Origin of the sequence: Pseudomonas sp. Z1-29, from assembly GCF_051131995.1 — a bacterium.
Lineage (GTDB): Bacteria > Pseudomonadota > Gammaproteobacteria > Pseudomonadales > Pseudomonadaceae > Aquipseudomonas.
This window is the reverse complement of sequence record NZ_CP071645.1, coordinates 2,270,656-2,284,995: the sequence shown is the minus strand read 5'-3', so window position 1 is coordinate 2,284,995 and position 14,340 is coordinate 2,270,656. Positions and strand designations below refer to the sequence as shown.

At 62.5% G+C, this 14,340-nt stretch carries 17 protein-coding genes; 6 read left to right on the top strand and 11 right to left on the bottom strand.

The features are described 5' to 3' along the window. Positions 1–110: 110 nt before the first annotated feature. Together mnmH and selD are read right to left on the bottom strand one after the other, a co-directional pair. The gene (gene mnmH / locus J3P84_RS10620) at positions 111–1,214 is read right to left on the bottom strand and encodes a tRNA 2-selenouridine(34) synthase MnmH (protein ID WP_434630034.1); all 1,104 of its coding nucleotides are present in this window, start codon (positions 1,212–1,214) and stop codon (positions 111–113) included. After that, a complete protein-coding gene (selD, locus tag J3P84_RS10615) occupies positions 1,214–2,248 on the bottom strand; it encodes a selenide, water dikinase SelD (RefSeq protein ID WP_305500173.1) in 1,035 nt (344 codons plus the stop codon). The genes mnmH and selD overlap by 1 nt, the downstream gene beginning before the upstream one ends. Positions 2,249–2,402: 154 nt before the next feature. Between selD and J3P84_RS10610 the strand changes: the two genes are divergently transcribed. After that, positions 2,403–2,681: a hypothetical protein gene (locus J3P84_RS10610; RefSeq protein ID WP_305500172.1), complete on the top strand. Its 279-nt coding sequence runs from the start codon at positions 2,403–2,405 to the stop codon at positions 2,679–2,681. A 5-nt stretch (positions 2,682–2,686) separates the two neighbouring features. On the opposite strand, the gene J3P84_RS10605 is transcribed toward J3P84_RS10610, so the two are convergent. Both J3P84_RS10605 and J3P84_RS10600 read right to left on the bottom strand, forming a co-directional pair. Then, positions 2,687–3,139, bottom strand: coding sequence for a DMT family transporter (locus J3P84_RS10605; RefSeq protein WP_434630031.1), 453 nt, complete (start codon positions 3,137–3,139; stop codon positions 2,687–2,689). A gap of 1 nt (position 3,140) precedes the next feature. Beyond that, positions 3,141–3,638: a DMT family transporter gene (locus J3P84_RS10600; RefSeq protein ID WP_434630029.1), complete on the bottom strand. Its 498-nt coding sequence runs from the start codon at positions 3,636–3,638 to the stop codon at positions 3,141–3,143. Positions 3,639–3,746: 108 nt separating this feature from the next. Here J3P84_RS10600 and J3P84_RS10595 point away from each other — a divergent pair, with 108 nt between their 5' ends. Further along, positions 3,747–4,682 (top strand): LysR family transcriptional regulator, encoded by a 936-nt coding sequence (locus tag J3P84_RS10595; RefSeq protein WP_434630027.1) that lies wholly within the window; start codon positions 3,747–3,749, stop codon positions 4,680–4,682. A 14-nt stretch (positions 4,683–4,696) separates the two neighbouring features. Here J3P84_RS10595 and J3P84_RS10590 read toward each other — a convergent pair whose 3' ends face one another. Beyond that, complete coding sequence (locus tag J3P84_RS10590) at positions 4,697–5,299, bottom strand: NADPH-dependent F420 reductase (protein ID WP_434630025.1); 603 nt, start codon at positions 5,297–5,299, stop codon at positions 4,697–4,699. 133 nt (positions 5,300–5,432) lie between these two features. On the opposite strand from J3P84_RS10590, the gene J3P84_RS10585 reads away from it, so the two are divergent. Further along, positions 5,433–6,377, top strand: coding sequence for a LysR substrate-binding domain-containing protein (locus tag J3P84_RS10585; protein ID WP_434630023.1), 945 nt, complete (start codon positions 5,433–5,435; stop codon positions 6,375–6,377). 56 nt (positions 6,378–6,433) lie between these two features. Beyond that, on the top strand, positions 6,434–7,021 hold the full coding sequence (locus tag J3P84_RS10580; RefSeq protein WP_434630021.1) for a hypothetical protein: 588 nt from the start codon (positions 6,434–6,436) through the stop codon (positions 7,019–7,021). Between the two features lie 77 nt (positions 7,022–7,098). Here J3P84_RS10580 and J3P84_RS10575 read toward each other — a convergent pair whose 3' ends face one another. From J3P84_RS10575 to J3P84_RS10560, 4 genes are all read right to left on the bottom strand, one after another. Then, a complete protein-coding gene (locus J3P84_RS10575; protein ID WP_434630019.1) occupies positions 7,099–7,815 on the bottom strand; it encodes an alpha/beta hydrolase in 717 nt (238 codons plus the stop codon). Positions 7,816–7,879: 64 nt separating this feature from the next. Beyond that, positions 7,880–8,992: a succinylglutamate desuccinylase/aspartoacylase family protein gene (locus tag J3P84_RS10570; RefSeq protein ID WP_434630017.1), complete on the bottom strand. Its 1,113-nt coding sequence runs from the start codon at positions 8,990–8,992 to the stop codon at positions 7,880–7,882. 103 nt (positions 8,993–9,095) lie between these two features. After that, the gene (locus J3P84_RS10565) at positions 9,096–9,875 is read right to left on the bottom strand and encodes an ABC transporter substrate-binding protein (protein WP_434601234.1); all 780 of its coding nucleotides are present in this window, start codon (positions 9,873–9,875) and stop codon (positions 9,096–9,098) included. Between the two features lie 225 nt (positions 9,876–10,100). After that, complete coding sequence (locus J3P84_RS10560; RefSeq protein WP_434630014.1) at positions 10,101–10,535, bottom strand: rhodanese-like domain-containing protein; 435 nt, start codon at positions 10,533–10,535, stop codon at positions 10,101–10,103. A 103-nt stretch (positions 10,536–10,638) separates the two neighbouring features. Between J3P84_RS10560 and ftrA the strand changes: the two genes are divergently transcribed. Beyond that, positions 10,639–11,598 (top strand): transcriptional regulator FtrA, encoded by a 960-nt coding sequence (gene ftrA / locus J3P84_RS10555; protein ID WP_434630012.1) that lies wholly within the window; start codon positions 10,639–10,641, stop codon positions 11,596–11,598. 143 nt (positions 11,599–11,741) lie between these two features. Here ftrA and cobF read toward each other — a convergent pair whose 3' ends face one another. Further along, positions 11,742–12,497, bottom strand: a complete 756-nt coding sequence (gene cobF, locus J3P84_RS10550) for a precorrin-6A synthase (deacetylating) (protein WP_434630011.1) — start codon at positions 12,495–12,497, stop codon at positions 11,742–11,744. Next, positions 12,494–13,072, bottom strand: coding sequence for a histidine phosphatase family protein (locus J3P84_RS10545; RefSeq protein ID WP_434630009.1), 579 nt, complete (start codon positions 13,070–13,072; stop codon positions 12,494–12,496). The genes cobF and J3P84_RS10545 overlap by 4 nt, the downstream gene beginning before the upstream one ends. A 436-nt stretch (positions 13,073–13,508) precedes the next feature. Here J3P84_RS10545 and J3P84_RS10540 point away from each other — a divergent pair, with 436 nt between their 5' ends. Continuing rightward, positions 13,509–14,261 carry an N-formylglutamate amidohydrolase gene (locus tag J3P84_RS10540; protein WP_434630007.1) on the top strand — a complete coding sequence of 251 codons (753 nt, stop codon included), beginning with the start codon at positions 13,509–13,511 and terminating at the stop codon, positions 14,259–14,261. Positions 14,262–14,340 lie beyond the last annotated feature (79 nt).

The window sequence follows — 14,340 nt, the reverse complement described above, 5'->3', positions numbered from 1 at the left end:
GGGAGCGAGCTTGCTCGCGATGGCGGCGTCACGGACGAAGAAGATGTTGAATATGCTGGCCTCTTCGCGAGCAGGCTCGCTCCCACAGGTTGTGTGCCAAGACTTGAGTTTTATCCTTCCCGAGCGGCGCGTTCACGCAGATATTCCAATACCGCCGCCTGCTCCCCGACAAACTCTATGCGCCCGCCCTTCTTTTCCCGCTGGAATACATACATCGGGTCGTAGTACTCGCGCAGCAAGCCTTCGATCCAAGCGCGATGCAGGTCGACGGCGCCGCTGGCGGCCTGTTCGGCCAGGGCGGCTTCCATGATGCCCAGCAATCGCCGATGGCGATCGCCACCCAGGCGTTTGTGGATGTTGTCCAGGCTCGCCAGCAACCGTTCGCCAAACAGCGAAAACCCTTCGTCGCCATGGACCTCGACAAACTCGGCGCAGAGGTTGATCACGTAGTCGCGGAGGATCCGCTCGACCCGCCGCTCCAGGCGATCTTCCAGCCAGACCATCGGCACCTGTTGCATGCGCTGGTACAACGGCAACGGCAAGGCGCAGCTGCCGACCATGCGGCTTTCATCCTCCAGCACGAATTGCTCGATGCCGGCGGCACGCTTTTTCAGCACATCCACCGCCAGCAGGTTTTCGAAATCGATATTGGAAGGCTGCCCGGTCGCCCGCTTGCCGAAGCTCGAACCGCGATGATTGGCATAGCCTTCCAGGTCCAGGCCGTTATTGAGCTGCGCCAACACCTCGGTCTTGCCGGTGCCGGTCATGCCGCCCAGCAGGACCAGATCGCACTGAGCGACCGCCTGGTCGATAGTGCCCAACAGGAACGTACGCATCGCCTTGTAGCCCCCGCCGACTCGGGCATATTCGATGCCCGCCTCGTCCTTGAGCCATTGCTGGACGATCTGTGAGCGCAAGCCACCGCGAAAGCAGTACAGCAGGCCATCAGGATGGGCCTGGGCGAATTCGGCCCAGGCCTGGATGCGTTGGGCCTTGGTCTCGCCGCTGACCAGTTGATGCCCCAGGACAATGGCGGCCTGTTGTCCCTGCTGCTTGTAGCAGGTCCCGACGCGTTGCCGCTCGATGTCGGTCATCAACGGCAGGTTGACCACGCCGGGAAACGCGCCCTTGAGAAATTCCACCGGCGCGCGAGTGTCCATCATCGGGCGATCATTGAGGAAAATATCGCGGTAATCGGTGATGTCGTTGGGCATCAAGACACCTCGACCGCGTGGCTCTGTCGCTCGACCAATTCACCAATCGGTTCCAGCGCCAGACCCAGTTCAACGGCGACCCGCAGGAACTCGCTCTCCCCTTCGGGTGTGACGGCAATCAGCAGGCCGCCACTGGTCTGCGGGTCGCACAGCACTCGCTTGTGCAGCTCCTGGACGCGACCGACCTTGCTGGCGTAGCTGTCATAGTTGCGCAATGTGCCGCCTGGTACGCAGCCTTGATCGAGGTAGTACTCGACGCCTGGCAGGCGCGGCACCGCGTCGTAGCGGATACGCGCGGTCAGTTGGCTGCCATCGGCCATCTCTACCAAGTGCCCGAGCAAGCCGAAACCGGTGACATCGGTCATCGCCGTCACGCCATCAAGCTTGCCGAAACGGCTGCCGGGCTTGTTCAGCGTGCACATCCAGTCTCGGGCCAGGCCCACGTCGGCGGCGCGCAGCTTGCCTTTCTTTTCCGCCGTCGTGAGGATGCCGATGCCCAGGGGTTTGGTCAGGTACAACCGGCAGCCCGCGGTGGCGGTGTCGTTGCGTTTCATGTGGCGCTTTTGCACAAGGCCCGTCACCGCCAGACCGAAAATCGGCTCGGGCGCATCGATCGAGTGCCCGCCCGCCAGGGGGATGCCTGCCTCGTCGCACACCGAGCGGCCACCGCGAATCACCTCGCGCGCGATTTCCGGGGCCAGCACGTTGACTGGCCAGCCGAGGATCGCAATTGCCATCAGCGGATCACCGCCCATGGCATAGATATCACTGATGGCATTGGTCGCGGCGATGCGACCGAAGTCGAACGGATCGTCGACGATCGGCATGAAGAAATCGGTGGTCGAGACCACGCCGCGCTCCTCGTCGATGGCATAGACCGCCGCATCGTCCCGGGAAGCATTCCCGACCCACAGGTTGGGATCAAGGTTTTGCGCACCGCTGCCGGCCAGGATCACTTCCAGCACCTGGGGCGAAATCTTGCAGCCGCAACCGGCACCGTGGCTGTACTGGGTCAGGCGAATCGGCTCGCTCATGGGCATACCTCTCGTAAGTCAAGGTGGCCGATTCTAGCAGCAACGCCAGCCGTTCACTGCCGGTCACGACCAGTCGGCACTCATCCGACGGAATTTTTCCGTTGCCAACAGACTCACTTGAACATTAGCCGAGCCTTCATCCGGGAGATTGCCGATGGACTTGAACCCACGCGTGGACACCCACCTCGATTACGGCCTCGACACGCTGTTCGGACGCGAAACCAAAAGCGTCGACTGCCAGTTCGATGTCAAGCGTCTCGACGACGGCGAGCCGCCATGGTTCGCCCTGCATGTACGCCCACCCCTGCCCGAAGACCTGGCAAAAGCCCAGATCGTGGTGTTCAGCGTCGAAGGCCGGCGCATCAGCGGCATAGTCCGACGTACCGAGCGCCTGGCCGATGACAGCCTGCAACTGGACGTCGAACCGGACTGAGCCGTTCAGTTCCGCCGCGTACTGCTGCGATACATGAACACCAGCGCCAGTGCCAGACAGGCCATGGCCAACAAGCGGCTGGCGGACAGTTCGACAGGCGGATTGCCCAGCCAGCCGAAGTTGTCGATCAGCATGCCCATGGCAAGTTGCCCGACGATGACCGCGACGGTTGCCACGGCTGTGCCGACTCTCGGCACCGCGCCGACCATCACGATCATGTACACCACACCAAACAATGCGCCGCTGAGCTGCCATTTCGGCACGTCCAACAGGCTTACCGCATGGGCCGGCTCGAAAAACACGATCAACAGACCGGTCACCACCGTGCCGACCGCAAAGGTCAGCAGACTGCTGCGCAGTACGCCGACCGTCTCGCCCAGACGCCCGTTGATGGCCGCCTGGACGCTCAATACCGCGCCGGCGGCGACAACCACCAGCAATAACAGGATCACGCTCATGTCAACCTCGGGCAATCAGGACAAGGGCCACGACAATCAACGCCAACGCCAGCCAGCGCTCGCGGTTGACACGCTTGCGGCTCGCGCCGAACCAGCCGAAATGGTCGATCAGCACGCTTTTGCCGACCTGTCCGGAGAGAATCGCGATCATGGTCATGGCAATGCCGATGTGCGGGGTGGCGAGCGTCAGTACCACCACGTAGATCGGCCCCAGGAAGCCACCGATCAATTGCCAGCGCGGCAATTCATTCAGGGCCGGGCCCCGTTGCGGACCGCTGAGCAGCAACAGCAGGAACAACAGCGCCGCGCCAACGCCAAAGATGCTCAACGTTGCCCACAGATGACCGACCTGGACACCGAGCGGCCCGAGCAGCCCGGCCTCCACCGATAGCCCCATGCCCGCCAGGATCACCAGGGGTAGCAGGAGCCAGCGCAGGAAAGTCCGGGGTGGCGCGGCATCCGCTACCGCTGCGGCGGAGGGGGTGGATGTTGATTGCATGAGATAACCTGCCTGAAAAGAAACGACGGGCATTATCGGCTGGCGCTGTTGTGCGATAAATGGGAGCATTCTGACAACTCTTTTGCGTAACACGCACAGCGGATTCCCATGCACGGTCTTGATGAACTGGGTTTCAAGGCACTCCGATTGTTCGTCGCGGTGCTCGATCTCGGCAGCTTCTCGGAAGTCGCGCGGCGCGAGGGGCTGGCGCCTTCCTCGATTTCCCGGCAGATCCAACTGATGGAGCAGGCGCTGAACCAGCAGTTGCTGTATCGCCATACCCGCGCCGTTTCGCCCACCGAAGCCGGCCGCCTGCTCGGGCACCATGCACGCTTGCTGCTGGTGCAATTGGAGGAAGCCGAACAAGCCTTGCAGGAACAGCGCAGCGAACCGGCCGGACTCGTGCGGATCAACGCCCCGGTAGTCTTCGGACAGCGCCACCTGACGCCCTGGCTGGGACAACTGTGCGAGCGCTACCCGAAGCTGCAGCTGGATATCCAGCAGACCGACAGTTACGTCGACCCGCTGCAGGAAGGTGCCGATCTGCTCTTTCGCATCGGCTCGTTGCATGACTCCAGTATGCAAGCGCGGATCATCGCGCCGCACCGTTTCCAGATCGCGGCGAGCCCCGCCTACCTGGCCCGCCACGGCGTTCCACAAGAACCCGAAGACCTGGCGGCCCATCAGTGCCTGGCCTACAAAGGCGTAGCCGGGCAACAGCGCTGGTTTTTCCGCAAGCCGGGTCAAGCCTGGATACGCTACAGCGTGAGCGGGCCGATCACCGGCAACCACGCCGACACCCTGACCCAGGCCGCCGAACAAGGCCTGGGCCTGGTGATGTTTCCGTCATGGCTGATCGGCGAAGCCGTGCGCAACGGCACGCTGGTGCCGGTCCTGGGCGATTACGAAGCGTCCAACAGCCTCGAACCCCAGCAAATCGCCATCCTCTGGCCCGGCAGCCGACGCCTGTCAGTGAAAGTGCGCACGGTGATCGATTTTTTCCTCGAGTGTTTCGGCGAAGTGCCCTACTGGGATCGTCCTTGATCGCCCGGGGTGGCTCAGTCGAACTTGACCAGATTCAGCACCGGCAACGGGCCGCCGGGGAATTGCGTCAGGTGCGCTCCGGCGCTCAGCGGGCCGAGGTCCACGGCGAAGAATCCCAGCCGCTCGATCAACCCGGCCACTTCCACACGCGCCTGTTGGTCATCGCCGGTCAGGAACAGCACACGCTTGCCACCCTCGGCCGCCGGATCAGCCTCGAGCAATTTCGCCAGCATGTGGTTGAATGCCTTGACCACCCGCGCGCCGGGCACCCACTCGCTGAACACCTCGGTGGAGGTCCGCCCGTGCAGATCGATCGCCTGGAACTCCGGCACCTTGATGGCATTGTTGGCGTCAATCACGATCCGCCCGGCGAAATCCGGCAAACCTGCCAGGGCTTGCGGCAACTTCTGCCAGTTGACGGCCACCAGCACCATGGGTTGCGCGGCAGCTTCCTGCACGGTGCCGGCACGTACGGTCGGGCCCAGTTCGGCGACCAGCTCGGTCAGGCTTTCCGGCCCGCGACTGTTGGAAATGACCGCATTGATGTCTTGGCGAGCCAGGGCCCGGGCGAATGCGCTGCCGATGGCGCCAGCGCCGATAATGCCGATGGTGTTCATGTGATGTCCTCAATGGTTGGAAAAACCGTGCGGTGATGTCCGCCGTTGAGGTGCATATTGCGCTTGCCATTGCGCCCTGATTAGTCGGTAATGACTTGAATTATCTTCAAGCATTACTATCAGGTCCCATCAAATGGAAACCCTCGCCAACCTCGAATGTTTCGTGCGCAGTGCCGAGACCGGCAGTTTTTCCGCTGCCGCCAGGCTGCTGGCGCTGACGCCCGCCGCCGTCAGCCGCAACGTGGCGATGCTGGAGCGAAACCTGGGTGTGCGCCTGTTCCAGCGTTCGACCCGCAAGCTTTCCCTGACCGAAACCGGCGAACATTTCCTCGCCAGCATCGGCGGCAACCTTCAAGCCCTGCAGGTTGCGATTGGCGCGGTGAGCGCCGAACGTGGCGAGCCGGCCGGCGTGTTGCGGGTCAGCCTCTCCCCCAGCTTCGGCATGGCTCACGTCTTGCCGTTAATGCCTGCTTTCCTCGGTCGATATCCCCTGATCCGGCCGGAATGGCATTTCGAAAATCGTCGGGTCGACTTGATTGCCGAGGGTTTCGACGCGGCGATTGGAGGCGGTTTCGAATTGACCCCCGGCGTGGTGTCCCGGACCTTGGCGCCAGCCCACCTGATTGCCGTCGCCAGCCCGCAGTACCTGGCCGGTCGTGCCCAGCCCCAGCATCCGGAGCAATTGGCCGATCACGCTAACATCGTCCTGCGCTCCAGCCTGACCGGCCGTGTGCGCCAACCGATGATGCGCAACAGCGCCGGGCTCGAGTGCGCGGTGTCGTTGCCGGAGTCGATCACCTTCAACGATCCGGTCGCGATGCGTGAATCTGCCTTGCTCGGCCTGGGCGTTGCGCTGTTGACGGTGCCGGATGTCTTGCCCTGGCTGGAGCGCGGCGAGCTGGTGCGGCTGCTGCCGCAATGGTATGTCGACCTTGGCGCGATCTCGCTCTATTACCCGAGTCGTACGCTGATGCCCGCCAAGACCCGGGTCTTTGTCGACTTCATTACCGAGCACTTCGAACGTCAGGCGCTGGCGCGGCGCTTCAGTGCCGTCGGTGTTAACGTATCGAACCCATGACCGACAAGGACGACTCGTGTTCCAGTTTCAAGCCAACCAGCCCATGGAGCGTTTTAATGTCATTGCTGAGTAAACCAGCCGCCGCCCTGCTACTGGCAGCGATCACCAGCCTGGTCGCATTCCCGGCCCTTGCCGCCCAGCCCAAGAAACCCGTGGCGCAAGCACCGGCCCAGAAGGTTTCGATGCTGGGCGGCAAGTTCAGCTTCACCCTCCAGGGCTTCACGGCGACGCCCTTGTCAGCAGGGGACGTGGCGCAGGGAACCGCCGGGGCGAGCGGTACGATGTACAGCAATGCCACCCGCAAAACGGTGGTGATCACGGCGGAGAACACCCTGGTTGACGGGGCAAATGTAAACGATAACGACGCAGCCTTCCTGGATACGGCCTTCGCCGATTTCGCCGTCCAGAAGACCAAGGCCCTGCCGGATGCCAAGATCCTCGGGGAAAAAAGCCTGACCCTGAAAGCCACCGGCCTCGGCCTGCGCCAGCTCGACACCCGGGCCACCCAAGGTGGCGGGCCCACGTTGGACACTACCCTGATAGGGGCTTCCGGCACGCGCATGGCCGTGGTGCAGATCATCTCCAGGGCGAGCGACCAGGCCGGTCATGAGGCATTGGTCAAGCAGATCGCCAGCGGGAAGTGACGGGCCTGTGCGGTGTGCCTGGTGGACCCCATTGCTGCATTCGCGAGCAGGCTCGCTCCCACAGGGATCCGGCTGGATCAAGGGTTGAGCCGCTCCAGCCAGGCCCGCAGGTCCTTCACCTCCTGCGCGCTGATATTGTGACCAAGCCCCGGATACGCGTGGAATTCCGGTTCCAGGGCCAGGGTCTTGAGGAACGTGTCAGCGTCGGTGCCGTCGTGGTAGGGAATGATCGGGTCCACCGTGCCGTGGCCTATGAACACCGCCAGCGCCCGGCGCGATTCATCGGGCGTCAGTTCGGCGCGCAACACCGAAAGAACTCGCCCGCCCATCGCGGCAATGCCGCCAACGGCTTCGGGGTGTCTCAGGGCTACCTCGTAGCTCATCATCGCGCCTTGACTGAAACCCACCAGATAGACGTTGCTCGCATCGGTCGGGTATTTGGCCCGAGCCTTCTCGATGAATTCCAGGAGCATCTGGCCGCTGGCCTTCAGGTCTGACGTGTCACCTTCATAGGCGCCCTCGCCTTTCCTGGCAAACCATTGGTAGCGCCCCGGCTCCATCGACTTGGGTGCCCGCACCGAAAGGTAGTTGTAGTGCTTGGGCAGTTCGTCGGCGAGCGTCAGCAGGTCTTCTTCGTTGCTGCCCGAACCGTGCAGGAAAATCACCAGCGGCCGGTTCCTGGCCTGTTCATCGGCGCGGGCCAGGTAGTTGAGTGGCAAGTCGGTATGCAGCGACGGTTGGGCCTGCGCTCCGGCAGACACCAGCAGCAGAAACAGGGCGAACGCTTTGAACATCGGTCTTCCTCCAGCATTGGATAACCGCACGGTGACGACCGTGCGGTGAGGTAGACAGCACTTATCAGTCGTTGATCAATTTCCCCGCCCGAATCGGCTCACGCCCGGCGACTTTCGCCTGCCAGATGCCCGGCTGGGTATAGCGCCCGCGATCCAGGGCGAACAATACGCCGCTGGTGCCGGCGCGGACCGTGGTCACTCGGTCGTTCAACGGATCGACCACCTCGAACAAAGCACCGCCCCGCTCCACCCACTCGCCAGCTTCGCGCAGGAAGCTCACCACGCCATGGTGCGGGGCAAACAGGTATTCGGTGCCTTCGAACGGAAAACCCTCGCAGCATTGCGCCGGCGCGGCCGGCCAGTCACCGCCGATGAGTCCCTGTTCGGCGAGAAATCCGAGGATGGCCTCGCAATTCGCCCGGGCCTGCTCCACCCGGGTGTCGCCCATGCTGCCCAATTCCAGCGTCGTCGCCAGGTTGGCCGCCGGAATGGCCGCTTGCGGAAAGATCCTCGCCAGGCGCAACCAGGGCGTGGAACAGGACTCATCGAACGAGCTGCCGCCGGAATCTTCGCACAACAACGCCACACCGGCCCTCAGCCGCGCGGCCAGCGAGCGCCACTGCGGCCATTGTTGCGGCAACGCGTACAAGTGGATCGTGGCCTCGAAATCGCAGTGCAGGTCGAGCGTGATGTCGGCGTCGCAGGCATGGCGAAGCAACAGCCGATGCATGGCTTCGAGTTGCGAAGGTGGCGCGGGTAGTTCGTCGAGCACCTCGGCCATGGTTTGCCGGATCAAGGTGACGTTGGCAGCCGGATCGTCGCCCAGACGAGCCCCGATGCGCTGCGCCACCGGGGCGCTGAGTTCGACGAAGGAACGGTTGAAATTTTTCCCGCTGCCCAGCTCGAAACGCCCCATGTGGGCACTCTGCAGATGCTGGTCCAGGCCGATGGGATTGGCCACCGGCACCAGTTCGATCACGCCTTTGAGCAGGCCCCGGGACTCAAGGTCGCTGAGCCGTTGTTTCAGTTCCCATGCCGTGCGCATGCCCGGCAGTTCATCGGCGTGCAGGCTGGCCTGGATGTAGGCCTTGCGCGGGCCATGGCCGAAACGAAACACGCTGAGCCGGCGCTCCGTGCCCAGGTGGCTCCACGGCAGGGTATGGTCGATGCGTTGCATTGGCACTCCAGATATCGGTTCTCGACAGGCTCAGGGTAAAACAATCGCCCATGAAAAAGGTGGCCGGCCGGGTCAGCGGCGGGCCACCTGTTTCCTTCAGCGATTAATGCCCATAGACGTCAAAAGCGAAGTATTTGTCCTGCACTTTCTTGTAGGTGCCATTGGCGCGGATTTCGCTGATGGCGGCGTTGAATTGGTCCGCCAGGGCCTTGTCACCCTTGCGCACCGCGATGCCGGCGCCGCCGCCAAAATACTTGGCGTCTTCATAGGTCGGCCCGACGAAGGCAAAGCCTTTGCCAGCGGCGGTTTTCAGGAAACCTTCGTCGAGGTTGACCGAGTCGGCCAGCATCGCGTCGAGGCGACCGGCGACCATGTCCAGGTTGGCTTCCTGCTGGGAGCTGTAGCGCACCAGGTTGATTCCCGCCGGCACCAGCACTTCGGTCGCGAAGCGGTCATGGGTACTGGCGCGCAGCACGCCGACTTTCTTGCCCTTGAGTTCGGTCAGCGGGTCCTTGACGTCCGTACCTTCCTTCATCACGAAACGCGCCGGGGTGTGGTAGTACTTGATGGTGAAGTCGACGTTTTTCTTGCGGTCATCAGTGATGGTCATCGACGACAGGACCGCGTCGATCTTCCTCACCTTCAGTGCCGGAATCAGCCCGTCGAACTCTTGCTCGACCCAGGTGCACTTGACCTTCATCTGCGCGCACAGCGCGTCGCCGATATCCACATCGAAGCCGGTCAGCTTGCCGTCAGGCGTCTTCATCGAAAAAGGCGGATAACCGGCCTCGATCCCGAGACGGATCGGCTTGGCGTCTTCGGCCACAGCCGACAGGGAGAGTACGGACAGTGCCAGGGCACCGAACATGACAAGCTTCTTCATTTTTGCTCCTGAGTGCGCAGGTTTTTTTGATCGTTATGGGCAGATTCGGAAACAGCGTTCGGTCAGCGAAAACCGAAGTGGGCAGGAGTCTAGAGGGGCACCCGGGAGCGGAATTGCGTATAGGCGACAAATAGTTATAAAGATGCAGAGCATTTGCGAAATTGAAAGCAATCAGCCCTTGTGGCGAGGGAGCCTGTTTTCCTCACCACAAGGAGGACGCACCGTTCAACAATCGCAGCTGACCGCCTGCTCCGCCACGCGCTCCACCGAACCGGTCAGGCGGAAACCTTCGTCGAGCCAACCCATGACGCCACCGATCATTTCCTTGACCGGGTACCCCAGGGTCGCCAGGCGCACCGCAGCCTTGTTGGCGCCGTTGCAATGCGGCCCCGCACAATAGACTACGAACAAGGTGGTCTGGGGATAGGCCGCAAGCGCCTCGGTGGTCAGCGTGCGCGTCGGCAGGTTGATCGCCCCGGGCACGTGCCCGCGTGCGTAAGCCTGCGGCCCGCGCACATCGACGAGGACAAAATCGATCTCAGCGGCGTCCTGGCTGGCACGTACGTCGGAACAATCGGTTTCGAACATCAGGCGCCGGCTGAAATGTTGCAGGGCAATGTCGGACGGGGCGGCAGGCACTTCGCGAACAGGGCTGGTCATCGTGGTTTACTCCAAGGACGTATAAGGGCTTGGAGAGACTTTATCCACCCGCCGCCAACCGCTACAGTGGCGTACAAGACACTCTGTGGGAATTTTCCGCCAAATGCAGCCTACCCCTGGCCTCGTCGCGATTCTCGCCTACGACGGGCTGTGCACGTTCGAATTCGGCGTCGCCGTCGAGATATTCGGGCTGGCACGGCCCGAGTTTGATTTTCCCTGGTATGAACACCGCATCGTCGCTGTCGACGACGGCCCGATGCGCGCCATGGGCGGCTTCCAGGTATTGGCCGATGGCGGCATGGAACTGCTCGACAGCGCGCGAACCATTATCGTGCCGGGCTGGCGCAGTCGCAGCGAACCGCCCTCCGATGCCCTGCTCCAGGCCTTGCGACGAGCCCATGCCCGTGGCGCTCGCCTGTTGTCGATCTGCTCGGGGGCTTTTGTCCTGGCGGCCACCGGGCTGCTTGACGGCTTGGGCGCCACCACGCATTGGCGCTACACCGACGAACTCGCCGACAGCTACCCGACCATCGAAGTCGATCCCGATGTACTTTATGTCGACTCCGGCCAGATCATCACCTCGGCTGGCAGCGCGGCCGGCATCGATGCCTGCCTGCACTTGGTGGCGCGGGATTTCGGCGCCCAGGTCGCCAATGCCGTGGCGCGCCGGCTGGTCATGCCGACCCAACGCACCGGTGGCCAGGCGCAATTCATCCCCTCGCCGGTCAGTCGCACGCCGCGCAGCGATTTGTCCGGCGTCATGCAATGGGCCCGGGAACGTCTCCACGAGCCGCTGGGAGTGCGCGACCTGGCCAGTCACGCCGCCATGAGCGAACGGACCTTCCTGCGTCGCTTCACCCAGGCTTGCGGCCTGTCGCCCAAGGCCTGGCTGCAACATGAGCGCCTGGCACGGGCGCGGGAATTGCTGGAAAGCACGCAAGACAACACCGATAACATTGCCCAGCTGTGTGGCTATCGTTCGGTGGAAAGTTTCCGGGTAGCGTTTCGCAACGTGGTAGGGCTGGCGCCGTCGGTGTACCGGGAGCGGTTTGGGCGAGGGTGACGACGTCTTCGAGGTCCTCCGTGGCGAGGGAGCTTGCTCCCGCTGGGTTGCGCAGCAACCCCGATGCACAGATGGCTGATGTCTTGCGCCTGCTTCGCAGTCGAGCGGGAGCAAGCTCCCTCGCCACGGGTTGATCCGCACCATCAGGGTTTGCGCAACAAATACGTATCCATGATCCACCCATTCGCCTGTCGCGCCGCCTTGCGGGTGCGTTCGATGTCGTCGGCCACGTCCCCCAGCCGTCCGGCAATGAGCAATTCATCCGCCATTCCCACGTAGGCGCCCCAATAGATCTGCGTATCAGGATCGCTGACCTGGCGATACGCATCCTCGGCATCAAGCATCACCACCGTGCTCGCGGCATCGCCAACCTGCCCCACCGCCAGCCTGCGCCCCGTGGTGATCTCCAGCGAGCCGCCGATACTGTTCAACGGCACCTTGTGTCGCGCCGCGAGGGCCTGGACGCTGGTAATCCCCGGAACGACATCGAACTCGAAGACGCAGCGCCCCGAATCAAGGATCGCCTGCAGGATGCGCAGGGTGCTGTCGTACAGCGATGGGTCGCCCCACACCAGGAAACCGCCACGCTGCCCGTCAGACAATTGCTCATTGATCAATCTTTCGAACGTTGCCTGCTTCGCCCGGTTAAGTGCCTCGACACTGGCCGTGTAGTCCAGATCCTCGCGCTGGCGCTCGGGACTGCCGGCTTCGACAAAACGGTAGGTTCGATCAGTGATGTAGCGGCGACAGATGTCGCGACGCAGGTCCAACAGCGCATCCTTGCCGGGCCCTTTGTCCATCAGGAAAAACACATCGACCTGATTCAGGGCCTTCACCGCTTGCATCGTCAGGTGATCGGGATCACCGGCACCGATGCCTATCACCGACAATCTCTTCATGCTTGCGGCTCCCGGCCAGGCCCCTGGGTGCGAAATCGCCACACCCCGTTGAAACGCAACTCAGTGACGGAAAGCGATTCGATGTCGATCCGGTGGAACATGCCCAGCGGGCAACCCATTACGTTCAGCAGGGCAGCGCGAATCACGAACGGATGGGTAACGGCCAGCCAGTGGCCCGGAGTGTGTTGCAGCGTCGTCAGCCAGTCGCCGACCCGGCGACATACCCCGCTGACGGACTCGCCGCCGTGGGGCGCGGCGTCCGGGTCGTCACGCCAGGCTTGAAGGCATTCCGGCTCCGTCTTGAGCAATTCATCGACAGACATCCCGCGCCAACGCCCGAAATCACAATCGGCCAACGCCTGGACCACCTGCGGATCGTCGCCCAACAGCGCCGCGGTCTGGCGGGTGCGCAGCTCTGGCCCGCAGAGCAGGCGGGGGACGTTCCGGTATTCATGGCCAATCTCGGCACGCGTCGCCAGCCAGCCGGCGTCCAGCGGTTCGTCCAAGCCGAAACGTGCATCTTTCTGGGCGGCGGTGCGGGCATGGCAGATCAGGGTAAGGCGAGTGGCTTGCACATTGGATACTCAGGCTGTCGGACGGCTCAACACAGCAACCCCCCCGTATTTTCTTGTACAACACCTTATATGAAATCAAATAACCCGGACAAAAAGGCGGTATGTCTGACACAGACGGGAGCGATAGCTGACATACATTGGCGTTCCAACCAAACCCTTGCCCTACAAGGCCTCTACAGGCCTTGAGGCTTTTTAAACGGAAAGTAAAAACCTCTGGACACGCGACACCTGCTGCCCAAATACTATTTTCGGCGCTAGAAAAGAAACCAGCACTCATCCCGGCAAGGAGCACGGATGCCTCTCTTCAGAGACCCGATCACTGATCCGTGCCTGGCTATGATGCTTTCGGTACACAAGGTCATATGTGCCCTGTATGGCCGGGCGCCGCCCGACGCCTTGCCCCAGGCGCTGTCACCAGCCGAACTTTGTGAGCACTATGCGTGAATCCATTGAATGTGCCGAATCGGGCCTCTATACCAAGCCTGCTTTCCGGTTGCTGCGTGAAGACTCCGAGCATCCATTGTTGCTGGTTTGCGAACATGCCAGCCGCTACATTCCTGATGCACTGAACGACCTGGGCCTGGATGAAACCGCCGCTCAGGAACATATTGCCTGGGACATCGGTGCGCTGGCCCTGGCCGAGCGGCTGTCCGAAACCCTCGGCGCCACCTTGCTGTCGGCCAACTATTCAAGGTTGTTGATCGACCTGAACCGTCCGCTTCACGTCGCCGACAGCATTCCGGCGCAAAGCGAGATCTACCAGATTCCTGGCAACCAGTCCTTGGATGACGCTACGCGCGCGTATCGCCAACGGTGCCTCTTCCATCCATTCCATGATCAATTGCGCGCCTTGATCGACCAACGCCTGGCCGACAAGCGGACCGTGCGAGTGGTCGGCATCCACAGTTTCACCCCGGTGTTCTACGGCCAGCCGCGGGCCCTTGAGGCCGGGGTATTGTTTGGCGAAGCCCGGGAATATGCCCAGCGCATCGTCGACGGGTTGGCGCGCCATTCGCTGCGGGCCGCCGGCAATCAGCCCTATAAGGTCAGCCCGTTGAGTGACATGACGGTTCCAGTCCACGGCGACGGCCGCGGCCTGGATTCGGTGCTGATCGAAGTACGCAATGACCTGTTGCGCAGTTCCGAATCGGTGCGGACCTGGAGCGCCTATCTCGCGCCGCTGCTGTAACGCGACAGTGTCAAATCTCTGCTACAAGCTTCAACGCGTGGACATCGACAGTGATCGTCAGGCCCGGCACCTCTCGGCG